This window comes from Burkholderia sp. Bp8991, assembly GCF_003853795.1.
In the GTDB taxonomy this organism is placed as follows: Bacteria; Pseudomonadota; Gammaproteobacteria; order Burkholderiales; family Burkholderiaceae; genus Burkholderia.
This window is the reverse complement of sequence record NZ_QTQJ01000047.1, coordinates 12,985-30,321: the sequence shown is the minus strand read 5'-3', so window position 1 is coordinate 30,321 and position 17,337 is coordinate 12,985. Positions and strand designations below refer to the sequence as shown.

Below are 17,337 nucleotides of genomic sequence, written 5' to 3'. Positions count from 1 at the left end.
GTGTGCGCCCGGAACGACACGACAACTGCTTGATTGCGGTCAATTACGCCCACGCCCTCTCAGCCGCGCCTCACTCACTGTTTGTGATCCGCGCGAGCGGCGCCCAGCGCTTCGAGCAACGGTCGAAGCGCATCGAGTTCCGCGCCGAAGCCGGCCCAATCCCCCGCCTTCAGCCGCTCGATCGCACGATCGTAATGGGCCAGCGCGTCGCGGGCGCGCGTATCCGCGGCGGCGCCGGCCGGCGTCGCCACCGGCCCCGGCCCTGGCCTCGTCTCCTTGAAGAGCGCCGCGAGCGCCTCGCTCAGGTTTTCCTCCATCACGACGCGATCGCCATAGGCCGCGATCACCCGTTTCAGCTCGGGCAACTGGCCGGACGACGCGCGCAGATAGAGCGGCGACACGTAGAGAATCGAGTGCTCGATCGGAACGACCACGAGATGTCCGCGGATGACGCGCGAGCCCATCTGGTTCCACAGCGAGATCTGCTGCGAGATTTCCGTGCTCTGCTGGATGCGCGCCTCGATCTGGTACGGCCCGTAGATCAGCTTTTCCTTGGGGAACGCGTAGACGATCAGCTTGCCGTACCCGGGCGGATCGCAACGCGCGGCCAGCCACGCGATCATGTTCTCGCGCTGGCTCGGCACCATCGGCAGCATGAGCACGAAGCCGGCCTGCGCATCGCCGGGCAGCCGCATGATCGTGTAGTACGGCGCCATCTGCCGGTTCGCGGCGTCGCCCCCGTCGATGTCGCCGAGCGCACGAGGAAACTGCCAGAGGTCCTCGCGGTTATAGAACACTTCCGGTGCATCCATGTGATAAGCGCGGTAGAGGTTCGCCTGGATCAGGAACAGATCCTCGGGGTAGCGGATGTGCCGTTGAAGATCCTGCGGCATCGCGTCGAGCGGCTTGAACATGCCCGGGAAGATGCGCGCGTAAGTCCGCACCAGCGGATCGGAAGGATCGCTGACGTAGAAGTCGACCGTGCCGTTGTACGCGTCGACCACCACCTTGACCGCGTTGCGAATGTAGTTGGCACCATCGCCAGTGCCGGGCGGCGCATACGGAAACCACTGGCTGGTCGTATAGGCGTCCTGCATCCAGAACAGGCGTCCGTTGCTTGCCACGACATAGGGGTCGTGGTCGAGCGCGAGAAACGGTGCAATCGTGCGGATCCGGTCCCGGATGTTGCGGTGAAAGAGGATCCTGCTCTCGTTCGTGATGTAGTGCGTCAGCAGGATGTTGGGATCGCCGAACTGCCATGCGAACAGGCTGCGCCGCACCGCGCCGCCGATCGCGACACCATCGCGCCCGCTGTACGACGTGTAGACGTTGCTGTCCCCCTTCGGGTAGTCGAATTCGGGCACGCTGCCCTTCACGATCACATAGCCCTGCCCGCCTTCGCCGAAGTAGATGCGCGGTTCGTCGATCGCCGGTCCGCCATCGGCGACGGGCGGAATGTCGCGCAGATAGAGCGACGGCAAGCCTTCCGTGGATTTCTCCGTGACCGGCGACATCACGATGCCGTTGCCGTGGGTGAACAGCAGATGCAGGTTCACCCAGGTTCGGGCGTTCTCCGGCAGCATCGACTGCTCCAGTTCGCGCGCCGACAGCATGACCTGCCGGTAGCCGGAGTCGAGACGGTAGCGATCGATATCCACGGAAAAGAACTTGTAGTAAGTCCTGATCTCCTGCAACTGCGCGTAGGTATCCATCAGCGGCTGCACATCCCACAGGCGGATATTGTCGACGGTCGCGCGATTGGCCTGCAGCGACGCGATGTTCAGGCCCTGCTCGGCCGCGAACGGTTTGACCTCGATCTGCGCGAGACCGTAAGCCTGCCTCGTCAACGCGATGTTGTGCTGGATATAGGGCGTCTCGAGCTGCAGTTCGCTCGGCTTGACGTAGAAGCGCTGGAACAGCGCGGGATAGACGATGCCGAGCGCGAACGACGTGCCGAACACGAGCAGCATCGCGGCGGCCGGCAACCGATAGCCGGGCCGGCGCAGGTTGACCAGCATCGCAACGGCCGACGCAACGGCGAGGCCGACGAGCAGCCACAGCACCGGCAGCATCACGTGGACATCCGTATAACCGGCGCCGACCACGACCCCGTTGTTGTCGTAGAGCAGCAGAAAGCGTTCGAGCCACCAGGACCAGGCTTTCAGCAGGAAGAACAGTGCCAGTAGCGCCGACCCGTGAACCGCGGCGGCCGACGAAAGCCCCTTCGGCGGGCGGAGCATGATGTCGCCACGCAGCCAGTAGACGCCGCCCGCGACGATCGCGCAGCACACGACCACTTGCAGCAGCAGGTTCTTCAGCACGATCCAGACGGGCAGCGCGAACAGATAGAAACCGATGTCCTTGCCGAAGATCGGATCGCGCCCGCCGAACGGCACCCGATGCAGGAAGCGAAGCGCGACATCCCAGCTCGACATCGCACCGGCGGCGATCGCAAGCCCGAGAATGACGGCACCCGCGGCAATGACCGCGCGCCAGGGAATGCGCGACGCGACCTCCCCCGCCAGCGCGCGCAGGACATCCTCCGCACGCGTCGACGAAGCGTCCGCTACCTGCCAGACATCGACGGGCCTGGCATGACGATGCGCGAGCCACCCCGACGCGCCGATCGCGGCCGCCGACACGGCGAACACCGCGGCGAACAGCAGCACCCTCGCGGACAGGATCGTCCAGAAGACGCCGGCATAGCCGATCGACGCGAACCAGAGCCAGTCGACCAGGAGACCGGTGACGCGCCCGACGACGATCAGGCAGGCGATGACGATCGCAGCCGCGATCCCGTAGCGTCTCAGGCGTGGGACGGACGTTGCTTGCGAGCGCATCGAGGCTCCTTTGCCGGGCCGTCATGGGTGGCCGGCCGCGGCCGGACCTGGCGTGCCGCCGATCCGGCAGCGAGCATCGCGGCCGGCCGCATGTCTGAATGCTACGCCCGTTGCCGACGCGTCGCCATCCGACGGCATGCGCGACATCACCCGGGAACGAACGCAGTGCAGTGCACCGCGGCAGATTCGATCCCCCCTCGACAAGCACCCGTCGATGGCCGCTGCCGGGCGCAATCAGTGACGACCGTAGTGAACCGAACGCCGGCCGTCTTCCCCGCGCTCCCCGGACATCCTCGATGAAGCACAAAAAAGCCACCCTCACGGGTGGCTTCCGTGCGCGCAATCAGTCGTCGATCACCCGCCTCACACGTGCGTGCGCCGACTCGCCTCCGCATCGACCTCGCGCAGCGACTTGCCGCGCGTTTCCTTCGCAAGCCCGACGCACACGATTGAGATCACCGCAGCCGCAACCAGATACAACGCGATCGGCGTCGACGAGTGATAGCGCTCGAGCAGCGACAGCCCGATCAGCGGCGCAAGCGAGCCGGCCATCAGCGGCGCGACCTGGTAGCACAGCGACAGCGCGGTATAGCGCACGTTGGTCGGGAACATCTCGGTCATCAGCGCCGAATACGGCGAGTACGTCATCGATTCGATGAACAGGCCGAGCACGATCGCGGCCATGATGATCCAGTCGTTACCGGTATCCATCATCGGGAACGCGACGAAGCCCCAGCCGGCGGTCAGCACGGCGCCCGTCAGATACACGGGCTTGCGCCCGACGAGATCCGACATCAGCCCCATCAGCGGGATGAAGAAGAAGTGAATCGCGTTGGCGGCGAACATCAGCTTCAGGATCCGCGTGGTGTCGAAGCCGACGACCAGCTTCAGGTAAGTCAGCGAGAACGTGACGACCATGTAATACAGGATGTTCTCGGCGAACCGCGCGCCGATGCCGATCAGCACCTGCCGCCAGTGATACTTGAGCACGTGGCCCACGCCGAGCTGCTTTTCCTGCTTCTGCGCGCGGCGCGCCTGCGCTTCCTTGAAGATCGGCGCATCGTCGACCTTGCGGCGAATCCAGAAACCGATCAGCACGACCACCGCCGAGAACCAGAACGCCGCGCGCCAGCCCCACGCCAGGAAGTCGGCCTCGGACAGCGAGCTCGACAGCACCAGCAGGATGATGGTCGCGACGAGGTTGCCGGCCGGCACGCCGGCCTGCGGCCAGCTGGCCCAGAAGCCGCGGCGGTTGTCCGGGCTGTGTTCGCTGACCAGCAGGATCGCGCCGCCCCACTCGCCGCCGAACGCGAAGCCCTGGATCAGGCGCAGCGACACCAGCAGCACCGGCGCCCAGTAGCCGATCGCATCGAAGGTCGGCAGACACCCCATCAGGAAGGTCGTGACGCCGACCACGATCAGGCTCACCTGCAGCAGATACTTGCGGCCGAACTTGTCGCCGTAGTAGCCGAACACCAGCCCGCCGATCGGGCGCGCGGCGAATCCCACCGCATACAGCGCGAACGCGGCGAGCAGGCCGTCGATCGGGTTGCCGGTCTTCTTGAAGAAGTGCGTGCCGAACACCAGCGCCGACGCCGTTCCATACAGGAAGAACTCGTACCACTCCGCCACCGAGCCGACCATCGACGCCGCGACGACCCGCTTCAATTCCCGCTTCGACGCCGTGTCCCGCACGGCTGCTGCACTACCAGGCGAGACTGCCTCGCCGACCTGACTTGTCATCTCCGTATCTCCTCTCGTTGTCTTCCATTTCCCTTGGCGGGCCGGGTTCGCGCGTAAGCACGTCGAAAGATTTTATACAATATCCAATACACAATCCACGCAATCTCAAAAAAGGTTTCGGCAGAAATGCGACATGCGGGGCGGCATCTGGCCGTCAGGTTCCGAGCCTGCGAGCGCGATGGTTCTGATCAGAGGAAAGTACGGCAGGACCCGTCTATGGGACGCCGACCGCGGCTCGCGGGCCGACGGACGGGGCGTGGCGTGAATTTTCCGGCGTCGACGGGATCGTCCGTCGCCCCCGCCCAAAGCCGCTGCGGCGCGGTTCGCCACCCTCCCCGCGGCTCCGGCACGACGACCTTCGTCACGCCCTTTTTATTTTATATTGTATAAAATATTCGAACTGGCTAGAATGACTTCCGTCGATGGCTGACTCTCGGGCGAAACCGGAGGCAACGTTTCGGCACCGAGGCAAACAAGAGGCGGCCAGCCGCCGTCCGGATCGCATGCAGCACCGACGAGACGGCGAGCGCGCGTACAGCCCAGGTTGCCAGCAATGGCAGTTGACCCTATCTGAATGTGAGGAAACGAGATGAGCGACAACATTTTTACCGGCACCATTCCGGCCCTGATGACGCCGTGCACCGCTGACCGTCAGCCGGATTTCGACGCGCTGGTGAAGAAGGGCAAGGAACTGATTGCACTCGGCATGCGCGCGGTGGTGTACTGCGGCTCGATGGGCGACTGGCCGCTGCTGACCGAAGCGCAGCGCCAGGAAGGCGTCGCGCGCCTGGTCGAAGCCGGCGTCCCGACGATCGTCGGCACCGGCGCGGTGAACTCGAAGGAAGCCGTGTCGCACGCCGCGCATGCCGCGAAGGTCGGCGCGCACGGCCTGATGGTGATCCCGCGCGTGCTGTCGCGCGGCGCATCGCCGGCGGCCCAGAAGGCGCACTTCGCCGCGATCCTGAACGCCGCGCCGAACCTGCCGGCCGTGATCTACAACAGCCCGTACTACGGCTTCGCGACCCGCGCCGACCTGTTCTTCGAACTGCGTCGCCAGCACCCGAACCTGATCGGCTTCAAGGAATTCGGCGGCGCCGCCGACATGCGCTACGCAGCCGAGAACATCACGTCGCAGGACGACAGCGTCACGCTGATGGCCGGCGTCGACACGCAGGTCTTCCACGGCTTCGTGAACTGCGGCGCCGCAGGCGCGATCACCGGTATCGGCAACGCGCTGCCGCGTGAAGTGCTGCAACTGGTCGACCTGTGCAAGAAGGCCGCGCAAGGCGACGCAGTGGCGCGCGTGCGGGCGAAGGAACTGGAGGCGGCGCTGGCCGTGCTGTCGTCGTTCGACGAAGGCTGCGACCTGGTCCTGTTCTACAAGCACCTGATGGTGCTGAACGGCGACAAGGAATACACGCTGCACTTCAACGAAACCGACGCCCTGAGCGACGCGCAGCGCAACTACGCGGAAGCGCAGTACACGCTGTTCCGCAACTGGTATGCGAACTGGTCGAAGAGCATCGCGTAAGCGCGTTCGCACGAAACCGTTCGATACGCAGCCATGAAACGGCTGCGTGACGAAAACAAAAAGCCACGGAACCCTCCGTGGCTTTTTTCATTCGCGCTGTGCGCTGCAATCGCGCACCTGCCGAATCAGTGCTGCTGCGCGGCCGCGCCGCTCGCGCGCTCCTGTTCCGTGATTTCCATGCGGCAACGGCCGATCGCGTACACCGCCCCGGCCGCGCAGAGCGCCGGCACCGCAAGCAGGCTGAACACGTCGCCGAAGTGCCAGCCGAGCCCCATCAGCATCGCGCCGGCGAACGCGCCGGCCACGCCGCCGATCCGGCCGATGCCGAGCATCCAGGCCACGCCCGTCGCACGGCAGCGCGTCGGATACAGGCTCGCCGCATAGGCCGACATCGACGTCACCGCGCTCGTCACCACGGTGCCGCACAGGAAGATCAACGTGCCGAGCCACGCGGCATGCCCGATCGTGCGGCTCGCGGCGAGCACCAGCAGGGCCGCCAGCGCATACGCGCACACGATCGTCCGGTTCGGGTTGAAGCGATCCATCAGCCACCCGGCACCGAGGTTGCCGAGCACGCCGCCCAGCGGAAACAGCGACGTCATCAGCGCGCCGCCTTCGGCGCTGAAACCGGCGTCGCGAAGCAGCGTCGGCATCCAGTTGGTCAGCAGGTAATAGATCAGCAGTCCCATGAAATAGGCCGCCCACAGCATCAGCGTGCGCGAACGGAACTGCGCGGATACGACCTGCGCGAGCGCGGACGCCCCGCCCGTTTGCGCTCGCGCGCCGGCGGCCACGAACGTGCAGTCGTCGAAGCGCTCGCGCGGTGCGATCCGCGCGAGGATGCGCGCGATGCGCGCATGCGTGCCCGCTCGCACCGCGAGATACTGCGCGGACTCGGGCAGCAGCATCACGAGCGCGACCGCCAGCGCGAGCGGCCCGATGCCGCCCGCGGTCAGCACGCTTTGCCAGCCGAAATGGGGAATCAGCCATGCCGACGTGATGCCGCCCGCCGCGAGCCCGCACGAGAAACCGCAGAACATCGCGTTGACGACCACGCCGCGGATCCGGGCGGGCGCATATTCCGCCATCAGCGTAACGGCGTTCGGCATCGCCGCACCGAGGCCGAGCCCGGTCAGGAAGCGGAATGCGGTCAGCGCTTCGATCGACTGCGCATGCGCGGACACCATGCTCCACGCGCCGAAGCACACAACCGACAGCACGAGCACGGTCTTGCGGCCGAGCCGGTCCGCGCACGGGCCGGCGGCGAGTGCGCCGATGCCGAGCCCGGCCAGCGCCGCGCTCATCACCGGGCCGAGCGCGCTGCGCGCGATGCCCCAGTCGTGCGTCAGCGCGGGCGCGATGAAGCCGATCGCGGCCGTGTCGTAGCCGTCGGCGGCCACGACCAGGAAGCACAGGATCAGGATCAGCCACTGACAGGGGGAAAAGCGCTCGGCGTCGATGAACGACTGCACGTCGAGCGTACGCTGGGGGGTTTTCATCGTATGTCTCCTTCGGTCCGGTCGCACGACGGTGCCGATGCACCGCCCGCGCGCGGACCTGTTCATGGTCATGGTTTCGTCGTGAACCCGGCGCCCTTGCAGGCCGGCGATCGCGACGCGGCAGCCCGTGGCGGCTAACCGCATCGCGCATGCCCGGCCGATGCCGTCCGCGCCGCCCGTGACGATCGCCACGCGCGCGGGGTGTCGTCCGTGTCGGGTCCGGGTTTCATCGTCATCGGCTCAGCGCGTCAGGTACGCGAGGCTCGGGAACTCGACGCGGCGGATGATGCGGCTCTCCTGCGCGACGATCAGGTGGCCGGACGCCTGCAGATACGCGGGCCAGTCCGGATCGGCATCGCGCGCGGTGCGCCGCGCGTCGTAGTCGGCGATGCTGTCGTAGCCCCACAGATGGACGACCTGGTTCAACGCGCCGATGTCGCTCATGTAGAAGCCGACGGGCGCGCCGAGATACTTGACCTGGATCTGCATCGCGAGCCGGTCGAAGATCTCGATGAACTCCGCCATGCCGCGCGGGCGGATCGTATAGATGCGATGGTCGATGAAGGATTTAGCGGTAGTCATGGTCGGCTCCGGGGTCAGGCGGTCGCGCGCGCGGCGGCGGGTGGTGTCGGCTCGGCGGCGGATGGTGTCGGCTCGGCAAGATCGAGTCGGTCACGAAGGTCGGTCTGGTCGCCTAGATCGGCCAGCCCCGCGATATGGCGTGCGCTCAGATAGCCGAACGTCATGATCGGCCCGAGCGTGATCCCCGCGCCCGGATAGTTGCCGCCCATGATGCTGGCGCGATCGTTGCCGACCGCATACAGGCCGGCGATCGGCCGGTCGTCGGCGGCGAGCACCTGGCCGACCACGTTGGTCCGGATGCCGTCGAAGGTGCCGAGGTCACCCATCACGACCTTCAGCGCGTAATACGGCCCGTCGCCGAGCGGCGCCACGCACGGATTCGGACGATGGTCGGCGTCGCCGAGATAACGGTTGAACGACGTCGTGCCGCGGCCGAATTCGGGATCCTCGCCGCGCGCGGCATCGCGGTTGTAGCGTCGCACGGTCGCTTCCAGATTCGCCGCATCGAGGCCGGCGCGCTGCGCGAGTTCGGCCAGCGTGCGCCCCTGCACGAGATAGCCGTTGCGCAGCAGCGGCCCGAGCGGCACGGGTGCGGGTTTCGCGAAGCCCAGCCCGTATTTGCGGATCGTCGCGTGATCGCACACGAGCCACATCGCCGTCTCGGTCTCGCCTTGGCATGCTGCGATCATCGCGGCGCCGACGTCGTGATACGAATTCGATTCGTTCGTGAAACGCGTGCCGCGCCGGGTCACGCCGATGACGCCGGGCTTGTAGCGATCGAGCAGATGCGGAAACACACCGAAGCTGCCGTCGCCGAGCGGCACGCGCGAGACGGGCATCCATGCGGCCGGTTGCGGATAGCGGATCTCGACGCGGCCGCCCGCGCGCTCGGCGAGCGTCGCGCCGTCGCCGGTGTTGCCGGCCGGCACCGGCGATACATGTTCGCCGCCGCGCGCAACGTGCGGATAAGCACGCGCGATGCGCGCGACGTCGTGCGAGAAGCCGCCGCTCGCGAGCACGACTGCGCGGCGCGCGGTGATGCGATACGTCGCGCCGTCGGCCCCGACCGTTGCGCCGGCGATGCGCGCGCCGTCCGCGACGAGTTCGCGTGCGGGCGTGTTCGTCAGGATCGGAATGCCGAGATCCAGCGCGGACTTCGCGAGGCGCGCGGCGAGCGCGTTGCCGCTCGTGATCTGCACGCCGCGCCGGTACAGCGCGAGATCCTTCAGATGCGCGGCAAGCCGCTTCGTCACGTACCACGCCGACCGAAGCGAGCGCGTCGCGTTGAAGAAGTGCTTCAGGTCTGCGTTCGACGAATTGAACATCATCCCGATGAACGTGATCGTCTTCAGCGGCGGACGCAGGCGCTCGAGATCGCGCCCGAGCCCGCGCGCATCGTACGGCGCGGCGACGACCGAGCGGCCGATGTCGACGCCGCCGGGCATGTCCGGGTGATAGTCGGGATACAGCGTCGGCACGAATTTCACGTCCGTCTCGCGCTCGAAGAAGTCGAGCATGCGCGGGCCGTGCTCGAGAAACGCGTCGATCGCCGCATCGTCGTAGAACGGGCCCGTCTCGCCGCGCAGATACGTGCGGGCCGCTTCGCGCGTATCCTGCACGTCGTTTGCGCGCGCATGGCGATTGCCGGGAATCCACAGCACGCCGCCGGAAAATGCGGTCGTGCCGCCGAAGCACGCTTCCTTCTCGACGACGATCACGTCGAGCCCCGCCTTGCGCGCGGTAATGGCGGTGGACAGGCCGCCCGCTCCCGAGCCGATCACGAGCAGATCGCACGTGACGTGCTTCGAACGCTGCTGGTCGTTCATCATGTCTTCCTCCATCTCTTGAATAAATGTGCGTCGCCGAGCTCGTGCTGCGCGCCGTGCGTGCAGCGCGGCAAGGCCGCGAATCAGCGTGCGCCGGCACCGGCCTCGTAGCCGGGCCGCGGCACGAGATCCATCAGCATCGCGTCGAGGCCGCCGTCGACCACCAGTTCCGCGCCATTCACGTATGCCGCACGCGGGCTCGCGAGGAACGCGACGACGTTCGCGATGTCGTCGGGCCGGCCGATGCGGCGGTTCGCGGTCATCGCGCTGCGGCGCGCCTCGATGTCGCCGCTCGCATAGAACGACTCGGACAGCGGCGTGCGGATCATTCCCGGGCACACGGTATTGCTGCGGATGCCGCGCGGCCCCCACTCCGCCGCCAGTTGCCGCGCGAGCATCGCGACCGCCGCCTTGCTCGCGCTGTAGGCGCCGCTGTACGTCTGCGGGTGGCGCGCCGCGATCGACGCGACATGCACCAGCGCACCCGAGCCGCGCGCGAGCATCGCGCGCCCGAACGCTTGCGAACACAACATGTAGCCGGTGAGATTGACCTGCAGCATCGCGTTCCATGCGTCGAGGTCGATGGTCTCGATGCCGCCGGCACGCAACAGGCCGGCGTTGTTCACGAGCACGTCGGCGGGACCGAGGTCGCGCTCCACGCGTTCGGCGGCCTGGGTCACGCTGGCGGCGTCGCCGATATCGCAGCCGATCGCGACGACGTTGCCGCCGGCCGCGCGCAGCCGCTCGGCGATCGCGATGGTGCCGTCCGCGTCGCGGTCGAGCAGCGCGACCCGCGCGCCGGCCGCCACGAACGTTTCGACGATCGACGCGCCGATGCCGCCCGCGGCCCCCGTCACGACGCACACCTGCCCGTCGAGACGAAGCCAGTCCTGCTGTTTATTGTTCGCTTGCGATATCATTAGGTATCCTCTTGAAATGAGCTTGAGAGATCCGGCTCGATCCGGCACACGCTACCCGAACGTCGCGCGCTGCGTCAGTGGCAAGCGCTACGTCGATGGGAAAAGTATAGAAGCGCGCATCGCGCGAAAATTGGACAAACGCCGCAAGCAACAGGACAATTTGTACACAGGAGGCCGTGCGGCATGAGGAGAATCCCTAACTACGATCTGTATGGCGAATCGGCGCGTCCGCCCTGGTACGACGCGTTCAACTTCGAATGGATACCGGAGCGCAGCCAGCCGAACGACTGGCATATCGCCGCGCACCGTCACGATGCGCTATTGCAGATTTTGTACATCCGCGGCGGGCAGGGGCATGTCGTGATCGAGAGCGGGAAGCACACGTTCGCGCCGCCGTGCCTCGTGGTGCTGCCCGCGCAGACGGTCCATGCGTTCGAGTTCTCGCCGCAGATCGACGGCCTCGTGATCACGGTCGTGCAGCGCGCGCTCGAAACGCTGGTCAAGACCGCCGCGCCGGGCGCGCTGTCGATCCTGCAACGCGCGGCGGTGATTCCGGTCAAGGAGCCGGACGCGAGCGCGTCGATGCTGATGCCGCTGTTCGCGTTGCTAGAACAGGAATTCCGCAGTGCCTCACGCGGACGCGGCGCGGCCGGGATGGCGTTGCTGGTGGCGTTGATCGTGCATGTCGCGCGCCTGAGCGATCTCGCGGCCGCGCCGTCGCATGCCGGCACCGATCGGCGCGCCACGTTGCTGCGGCGGTTTCGCGAACTGATCGACACGCATTTTCGCGAGCATCGGCCGGTGGAATTCTACGCGGACCGGCTCGGCGTAACGGCCGCGCAGCTTGCGCGCGTGTGCCGGGAGGAGTTGGGTATCTCGACGACGGCGGTCGTCAACGCGCATCTGATTCGCGAAGCGCAGCGCGATCTGGTTTATTCGAATCTGAGCGTGAAGCAGATCGCGCACGAGATGGGGTTTGCGGACAGCGCGTATTTCAGCCGCTATTTCCGCAAGCAGACCGGCCTGACGCCGGGCGAGTTCAGGGAAGCGGCCCATCGCGACCTGATGCCGGGCCGCTCGTAAGCGGGCGCGGTGCGGGCGATGCGCGCGGTCGCGGCTCCCGAAAGCCGCGACCGCAACAGCCCGCTCGATCGCCGCGCGTCAGACCGCGACCGCGCCGACGTAGTTTTCAGCCATCGCCATCGCCGCCGTGCGCGATGTCGTCACGTGCTCGAGTTCGGCCACCTGCAAACGTTGCTCGAACGGCGACGCGTCGTCGAGACGATGCATCATGCGCGTCATCCAGTACGAGAAGTGTTCGGCGCGCCAGATCCGGCGCAGCGCGGTTTCGCTGTAGGCGTCGAGCAGGTCGGTGCGCGCTTCGTCGTAGAACGCCTGCAGCGCGGACGTCAGGATGCGCACGTCCGACACCGCGAGATTGAGACCCTTCGCGCCGGTCGGCGGCACGATGTGCGCCGCGTCGCCGGCGAGGAACAGGCGGCCGTGCTGCATCGTGGTCGACACGAAGCTGCGCATGCCGACGATGTTCTTCTGGAAAATCCGCCCTTCCACGACCTGCCGGCCATCGGCGGAGTCGACACGCGCGTGCATCTCGGCCCAGATGCGATCGTCGGACCATTGGTCGACGGAATCCTTCGGGTCGCACTGGAAATACATGCGCTGCACGTTCGGCGAGCGCGTGCTGACAAGCGCGAAGCCGCGTTCGTGGCGCGCATAGATCAGCTCGTCCGACGACGGCGGCGCCTCCACGAGAATGCCGAACCAGCCGAACGGAAACACGCGCTCGTAGTCCTGCCGCAAGGCGGCGGGGATCATCGTGCGCGACACGCCCTGCGAGCCGTCGCAGCCGATCACGAAGTCGCAGTCGAGCGTCTGTTCGACGCCGTCGTGCACGAAGCGGATCGACGGCGCATCGGTCTCGATGCCGGCAACCGTCGTCCCGGACACGTTGAAGTACAGCGCGCCGCCGGCCGCCACGCGCGCGGCCACGAGATCCTTCAGCACCTCGTGCTGCGCATAGACGGTGATCGCCTTGCCGGTCAGTTCGGTCAAATCGATGCGGCGGCGCTTGCCTTCGAATGCCAGTTCGAACCCGTGATGCAGCGCGCCTTCCGCCTTCATCCGGTCGCCGACGCCCGATTCGGTCAGCACGTCCATCGTGCCCTGTTCGAGCACGCCGGCGCGGATGGTGGATTCGATCTGTTCGCGGCTGCGCGACTCGAGCACGACCGACTCGATACCGCGCAGATGAAGGAGATGGGAAAGCAGCAGGCCCGCGGGCCCGGCGCCGATGATGCCGACTTGCGTACGCATGAATGTCTCCGGTTGGGATTGATTTTGCGCAAGTGTGGCGGCGACGAGTGCTATCCCGCAACGCGATATCCGGAATATGGACTATCTCGATAATGGATACAGGCGGGCGGGCGCGGCACGTCCCGGGCCGCGCGCGTCCATCCGTTCAGGGCTTCGCCGGCGCCGGCCGCGACTCCATCCCGTCGATCTTCGCGAGCAGCGCATTGCCGAGCTTCGTCAGATGGCGCGGCATGCCGGGGATCGCCAGCAGCGCCTCGATCCGCTCGCGCCAGTAACTCGGGTGACTCACGCGCATCGCAACCGGCATCACCGCCGCGCCGGTATCGGTATCGCTTTCCAGCAGCGCGACCATTCTCTCGATATGAGAGAGCTCGCGCTCCACATAGTCTCTCGTCAGCATGTGCTTGCCACTCCCCGAAACAGAGCACCTGGCCTGTCTTCATCGGCGCGTCGCCGCATGGTCCTTTTGCTCGACGCGTCGTCCTCGTTTCGCTTCACGGTACGCGCGTCGTATGTCAGAAAAACACCCGGCAGCACGACGATTTTCTTCATATCGTCGGATCGATGTCGTACCGCACGCGTCACGTCCACGGCCCCTCTCTTCGTTGCCGATCGTAGACACTCCGCCTCACGATGGCATCCCCAAAATTGAGGATGCCTGCAGAAGTCGACCGCACCGCATCCGTGCGACACGCCGGCATGCCAGATCCGGCGAACGCGATGCGGCAACACGCGCAACGTAGCGCGTGCGGCAAACGGGGAACGGGGACGCGAGGATTTGCGCTGCCGACGAGTCGATCGCGGCGCTCTGCACGGCCGCCGTCGATCCCGAACAGTCGGACGTCGCGCTCGAGGCCCTCATGGCGCTCGCCGACGCGCGAGCGGCGAACTGCTTCGTGCGCGACGCGCGCACCGGCACCGGCGTCCGCTCTCGCTCACCCGCGCGGAACCGGCCGTCGCGACCGGCATAGCCGGCGGCCTGGCGCCGGCCGAGCACGCGGCATGCAACGGCGTACAGATTCGCACCGTGCGCAGCCAGAGCAAGGCAGTCTTCGCGAAGACGGGTGTGCGACGTATTGCCGATCTCGTCGCGCCGTTCGGCGAGCGAATACTCAGCGGCGCCGGCCGCGCGCCCCCTTGATCGTGCCGGTGCCCGCGGGCTCGGCCGCGGTCATCCGGTCGAGTTGCCGGACGATCTCCGCGCGCAGTTCCGCCGAAATCTCCACGCTGTCGAGCAGCTCCGAGATCCACAGCCCGTCGGCCGCGAGCCGGCAGATCATCAGCGTCGCCGCCCGTTCGAGCGGCACCGGGTCCGGCCGCGTCCACTCGCGCATCGGCACCGACCAGCGCGCACGCGTCTCCTGCTCGGTGATCATCGACGCGACCAGCACGCGCAGCACGTCGGTGCTCGCGGCCGGCTGCGCGGTGTCGAGCACCGCATGCAGATATGCGCGCGCCGCCGCGCCGTCGCCGTGCGAATCGGCCGCGCGGCGTGCGGCCATCTGCGTCGCGAAGCGCTCGGTCGCCTGCCCGAACAGCGCGTCGAGCAAGCCCTGCTTGTTCGCGAAGTGATACTGCAGCGCACCTTTCGTCACGCCTGCGCGCTCGGCGACCGCGTCGAGCGTCAACGCGGCCACGCCGTGATGGGTCGCGATTTCCGACGCGGCTTTCAGCAGTTGCGCGCGCACCTGTTCCGGCGCCTTTTTACGCCGCACGCCGGCGACGGGCGCGGAATCAGCCTCAGAACCGGGCACAGCCGGTGCGCCGGACGCCTGCGGGGCGGCCGATTCGGCCGTGTCGACGGGCGCGGGGATGTCGTGCAAAGCGGGTTCGGGGCGTTTCTTCATGGCGGCGATGTTAGCACCCGTGGTCTCGATATAAACATTCCGGCTGGATGGTATGATCCGCCGCATGAATAAACCCGCCCCCTCCTCCTGGTCCGCGCTCGACACCGCGATCGCCCGCGGCCGCGACGCGCTGATGCGTCTTCAGCAGCCCGACGGCAGCTGGTGTTTCGAACTCGAATCCGACGCGACGATCACCGCGGAATACATCCTGATGATGCATTTCATGGACAAGATCGACGACGCGCGCCAGGAGCAGATGGCGCGCTACCTGCGCGCGATCCAGCGGCTCGACACGCATGGCGGGTGGGATCTGTACGTCGACGGCGATCCGGACGTGTCGTGCAGCGTGAAGGCGTACTTCGCGCTCAAGGCCGCCGGTGACAGCGAGCAGGCGCCGCACATGGTCCGCGCGCGCGACGCGATCCTGAAGCTCGGCGGCGCGGCACGCGCGAACGTGTTCACGCGCATCCTGCTCGCGACCTTCGGCCAGGTGCCGTGGCGCGCGGCGCCGTTCATGCCGGTCGAATTCGTGCTGTTCCCGAAGTGGGTGCCGATCTCGATGTACAAGGTCGCGTACTGGGCACGTACGACGATGGTGCCGCTGCTCGTGCTGTGCTCGCTGAAGGCGCGTGCGCGCAACCCGCGCAACATCGCGATCCCCGAGCTGTTCGTCACGCCGCCCGACCAGGAACGCCAATACTTTCCGCCCGCGCGCGGGATGCGCCGCGCGTTCCTCGCGCTCGATCGCGTGGTGCGTCACGTGGAGCCGCTGCTGCCGAAACGCCTGCGGCAACGTGCGATCCGGCATGCGGAAGCGTGGTGCGCGGAGCGCATGAACGGCGAGGACGGGCTCGGCGGGATCTTTCCGCCGATCGTGTACAGCTACCAGATGATGGACGTGCTCGGCTACCCGGACGATCATCCGCTGCGCCGCGACTGCGAGAACGCGCTCGAAAAGCTGCTGGTCACGCGGCCCGACGGCAGCGTGTACTGCCAGCCGTGCCTGTCGCCGGTATGGGACACCGCGTGGAGCACGATGGCGCTCGAGCAGGCGCGTGGCGTGGCCGCGCCCGACGCCGGCGCGCCGTCAGGCTCACAGAATGAACTCGACGCATGCATCGCCCGCGCATACGACTGGCTCGCCGAGCGCCAGGTGAACGACCTGCGCGGCGACTGGATCGAGAACGCGTCCGCCGACACGCAACCGGGCGGCTGGGCGTTCCAGTATGCGAACCCGTACTACCCCGACATCGACGACACCGCGGTCGTCACCGCGATGCTCGACCGCCGTGGCCGCACGCACCGCAACGCGGATGGCTCGCACCCGTATGCGGCGCGCGTCGCACGCGCACTCGACTGGATGCGCGGGCTGCAATCGCGCAACGGCGGCTTCGCGGCGTTCGACGCCGACTGCGACCGCATGTACCTGAACGCGATCCCGTTCGCCGATCACGGCGCGCTGCTCGATCCGCCGACCGAGGATGTATCGGGCCGCGTGCTGCTGTGCTTCGGTGTCACGAAGCGCGCGGCCGACCGCGCGTCGCTCGCGCGCGCGATCGACTACGTGAAGCGCACGCAGCAGCCCGACGGCAGCTGGTGGGGCCGCTGGGGCACGAACTACATCTACGGCACGTGGAGCGTGCTGGCCGGGCTCGCGCTCGCGGGCGAAGACCCCGCGCAGCCGTACATTGCCCGCGCGCTGGCCTGGCTGCGCGCGCGTCAGCACGCGGACGGCGGCTGGGGCGAGACGAACGACAGCTACATCGACCCGGCGCTCGCCGGCACCAATGCGGGCGAAAGCACGTCGAACTTCACCGCGTGGGCGCTGCTCGCGCAGATGGCGTTCGGCGACTGCGAATCCGACTCGGTGAAACGCGGCATCGCGTATCTGCAATCGGTGCAGCAGGACGACGGCTTCTGGTGGCACCGCTCGCACAATGCTCCGGGCTTTCCGCGCATCTTCTACCTGAAGTATCACGGCTATACCGCGTACTTCCCGCTGTGGGCGCTTGCGCGCTATCGGCGTCTGGCCGGCACTGCGCTGGCCGGTACGTCTTCGTCCAGCGGGGCCGGCGTGTCGGCCTCCCGCACCACGGATGCCGCGCTCGCCTGAGCCTGAGCGTGTGCATGAGCGCAAGCACGAGTCCGAACTCGAGCGGCAACGCGCGCGATCTTCCCGCCCGCGCGCGGGAGGTGCCGCGCGTTCCTCGCGCTC

12 protein-coding genes and 1 pseudogene are annotated in these 17,337 nt (G+C 67.1%); 3 read left to right on the top strand and 10 right to left on the bottom strand.

All coding sequences use genetic code 11. The features are described from left to right. Positions 1-74 precede the first annotated feature (74 nt). Both DIE02_RS33015 and abaF read right to left on the bottom strand, forming a co-directional pair. On the bottom strand, positions 75-2,840 hold the full coding sequence (locus DIE02_RS33015; protein ID WP_124523843.1) for a UPF0182 family protein: 2,766 nt from the start codon (positions 2,838-2,840) through the stop codon (positions 75-77). 363 nt (positions 2,841-3,203) lie between these two features. Continuing rightward, positions 3,204-4,583 (bottom strand): fosfomycin efflux MFS transporter AbaF, encoded by a 1,380-nt coding sequence (gene abaF / locus DIE02_RS33010; protein ID WP_124523841.1) that lies wholly within the window; start codon positions 4,581-4,583, stop codon positions 3,204-3,206. A 589-nt stretch (positions 4,584-5,172) separates the two neighbouring features. Between abaF and DIE02_RS33005 the strand changes: the two genes are divergently transcribed. Beyond that, the gene (locus DIE02_RS33005) at positions 5,173-6,114 is read left to right on the top strand and encodes a dihydrodipicolinate synthase family protein (protein ID WP_124523839.1); all 942 of its coding nucleotides are present in this window, start codon (positions 5,173-5,175) and stop codon (positions 6,112-6,114) included. Positions 6,115-6,239: 125 nt separating this feature from the next. On the opposite strand, the gene DIE02_RS33000 is transcribed toward DIE02_RS33005, so the two are convergent. The 5 genes and pseudogenes from DIE02_RS33000 to DIE02_RS32985 all read right to left on the bottom strand — a co-directional run bounded on the left by DIE02_RS33000 (position 6,240) and on the right by DIE02_RS32985 (position 10,941). Beyond that, the gene (locus DIE02_RS33000) at positions 6,240-7,613 is read right to left on the bottom strand and encodes an MFS transporter (RefSeq protein ID WP_260427904.1); all 1,374 of its coding nucleotides are present in this window, start codon (positions 7,611-7,613) and stop codon (positions 6,240-6,242) included. A gap of 93 nt (positions 7,614-7,706) precedes the next feature. Next, positions 7,707-7,805: pseudogene (locus DIE02_RS36520) on the bottom strand (SDR family NAD(P)-dependent oxidoreductase); the annotation flags it as partial. A 48-nt stretch (positions 7,806-7,853) separates the two neighbouring features. Then, positions 7,854-8,195, bottom strand: a complete 342-nt coding sequence (locus DIE02_RS32995; RefSeq protein WP_124523836.1) for an NIPSNAP family protein — start codon at positions 8,193-8,195, stop codon at positions 7,854-7,856. Positions 8,196-8,209: 14 nt separating this feature from the next. Beyond that, entirely contained in the window at positions 8,210-10,021 is a 1,812-nt protein-coding gene (locus tag DIE02_RS32990) for an FAD-dependent oxidoreductase (protein WP_260427906.1), read from the bottom strand. Positions 10,022-10,104: 83 nt separating this feature from the next. Next, positions 10,105-10,941: an SDR family oxidoreductase gene (locus DIE02_RS32985; protein WP_185641049.1), complete on the bottom strand. Its 837-nt coding sequence runs from the start codon at positions 10,939-10,941 to the stop codon at positions 10,105-10,107. Positions 10,942-11,124: 183 nt separating this feature from the next. Here DIE02_RS32985 and DIE02_RS32980 point away from each other — a divergent pair, with 183 nt between their 5' ends. Continuing rightward, positions 11,125-12,024: a helix-turn-helix domain-containing protein gene (locus tag DIE02_RS32980; protein ID WP_124523832.1), complete on the top strand. Its 900-nt coding sequence runs from the start codon at positions 11,125-11,127 to the stop codon at positions 12,022-12,024. A gap of 78 nt (positions 12,025-12,102) precedes the next feature. On the opposite strand, the gene DIE02_RS32975 is transcribed toward DIE02_RS32980, so the two are convergent. The 3 genes from DIE02_RS32975 to DIE02_RS32960 all read right to left on the bottom strand — a co-directional run bounded on the left by DIE02_RS32975 (position 12,103) and on the right by DIE02_RS32960 (position 15,122). Then, entirely contained in the window at positions 12,103-13,275 is a 1,173-nt protein-coding gene (locus DIE02_RS32975; RefSeq protein ID WP_124523830.1) for a 4-hydroxybenzoate 3-monooxygenase, read from the bottom strand. A gap of 145 nt (positions 13,276-13,420) precedes the next feature. Further along, positions 13,421-13,675 carry a hypothetical protein gene (locus tag DIE02_RS32970; protein ID WP_124523828.1) on the bottom strand — a complete coding sequence of 85 codons (255 nt, stop codon included), beginning with the start codon at positions 13,673-13,675 and terminating at the stop codon, positions 13,421-13,423. Between the two features lie 712 nt (positions 13,676-14,387). Beyond that, complete coding sequence (locus tag DIE02_RS32960) at positions 14,388-15,122, bottom strand: TetR/AcrR family transcriptional regulator (protein WP_124523855.1); 735 nt, start codon at positions 15,120-15,122, stop codon at positions 14,388-14,390. A 52-nt stretch (positions 15,123-15,174) separates the two neighbouring features. On the opposite strand from DIE02_RS32960, the gene shc reads away from it, so the two are divergent. Then, a complete protein-coding gene (shc, locus tag DIE02_RS32955; RefSeq protein ID WP_124523826.1) occupies positions 15,175-17,235 on the top strand; it encodes a squalene--hopene cyclase in 2,061 nt (686 codons plus the stop codon). The last annotated feature ends 102 nt before the right edge of the window (positions 17,236-17,337 follow it).

Coding starts and splice junctions, on each gene's coding strand:
- DIE02_RS32985 (WP_185641049.1), bottom strand. CDS start 10,941: ATGATATCGCAAGCGAACAATAAACAGCAGGACTGGCTTCGTCTCGAC.
- DIE02_RS33005 (WP_124523839.1), top strand. CDS start 5,173: ATGAGCGACAACATTTTTACCGGCACCATTCCGGCCCTGATGACGCCG.
- shc (WP_124523826.1), top strand. CDS start 15,175: ATGATCCGCCGCATGAATAAACCCGCCCCCTCCTCCTGGTCCGCGCTC.
- DIE02_RS32975 (WP_124523830.1), bottom strand. CDS start 13,275: ATGCGTACGCAAGTCGGCATCATCGGCGCCGGGCCCGCGGGCCTGCTG.
- DIE02_RS32970 (WP_124523828.1), bottom strand. CDS start 13,675: ATGCTGACGAGAGACTATGTGGAGCGCGAGCTCTCTCATATCGAGAGA.
- DIE02_RS32960 (WP_124523855.1), bottom strand. CDS start 15,122: ATGAAGAAACGCCCCGAACCCGCTTTGCACGACATCCCCGCGCCCGTC.
- DIE02_RS32980 (WP_124523832.1), top strand. CDS start 11,125: ATGAGGAGAATCCCTAACTACGATCTGTATGGCGAATCGGCGCGTCCG.
- DIE02_RS32990 (WP_260427906.1), bottom strand. CDS start 10,021: ATGAACGACCAGCAGCGTTCGAAGCACGTCACGTGCGATCTGCTCGTG.
- DIE02_RS33000 (WP_260427904.1), bottom strand. CDS start 7,613: ATGAAAACCCCCCAGCGTACGCTCGACGTGCAGTCGTTCATCGACGCC.
- abaF (WP_124523841.1), bottom strand. CDS start 4,583: ATGACAAGTCAGGTCGGCGAGGCAGTCTCGCCTGGTAGTGCAGCAGCC.
- DIE02_RS33015 (WP_124523843.1), bottom strand. CDS start 2,840: ATGCGCTCGCAAGCAACGTCCGTCCCACGCCTGAGACGCTACGGGATC.
- DIE02_RS32995 (WP_124523836.1), bottom strand. CDS start 8,195: ATGACTACCGCTAAATCCTTCATCGACCATCGCATCTATACGATCCGC.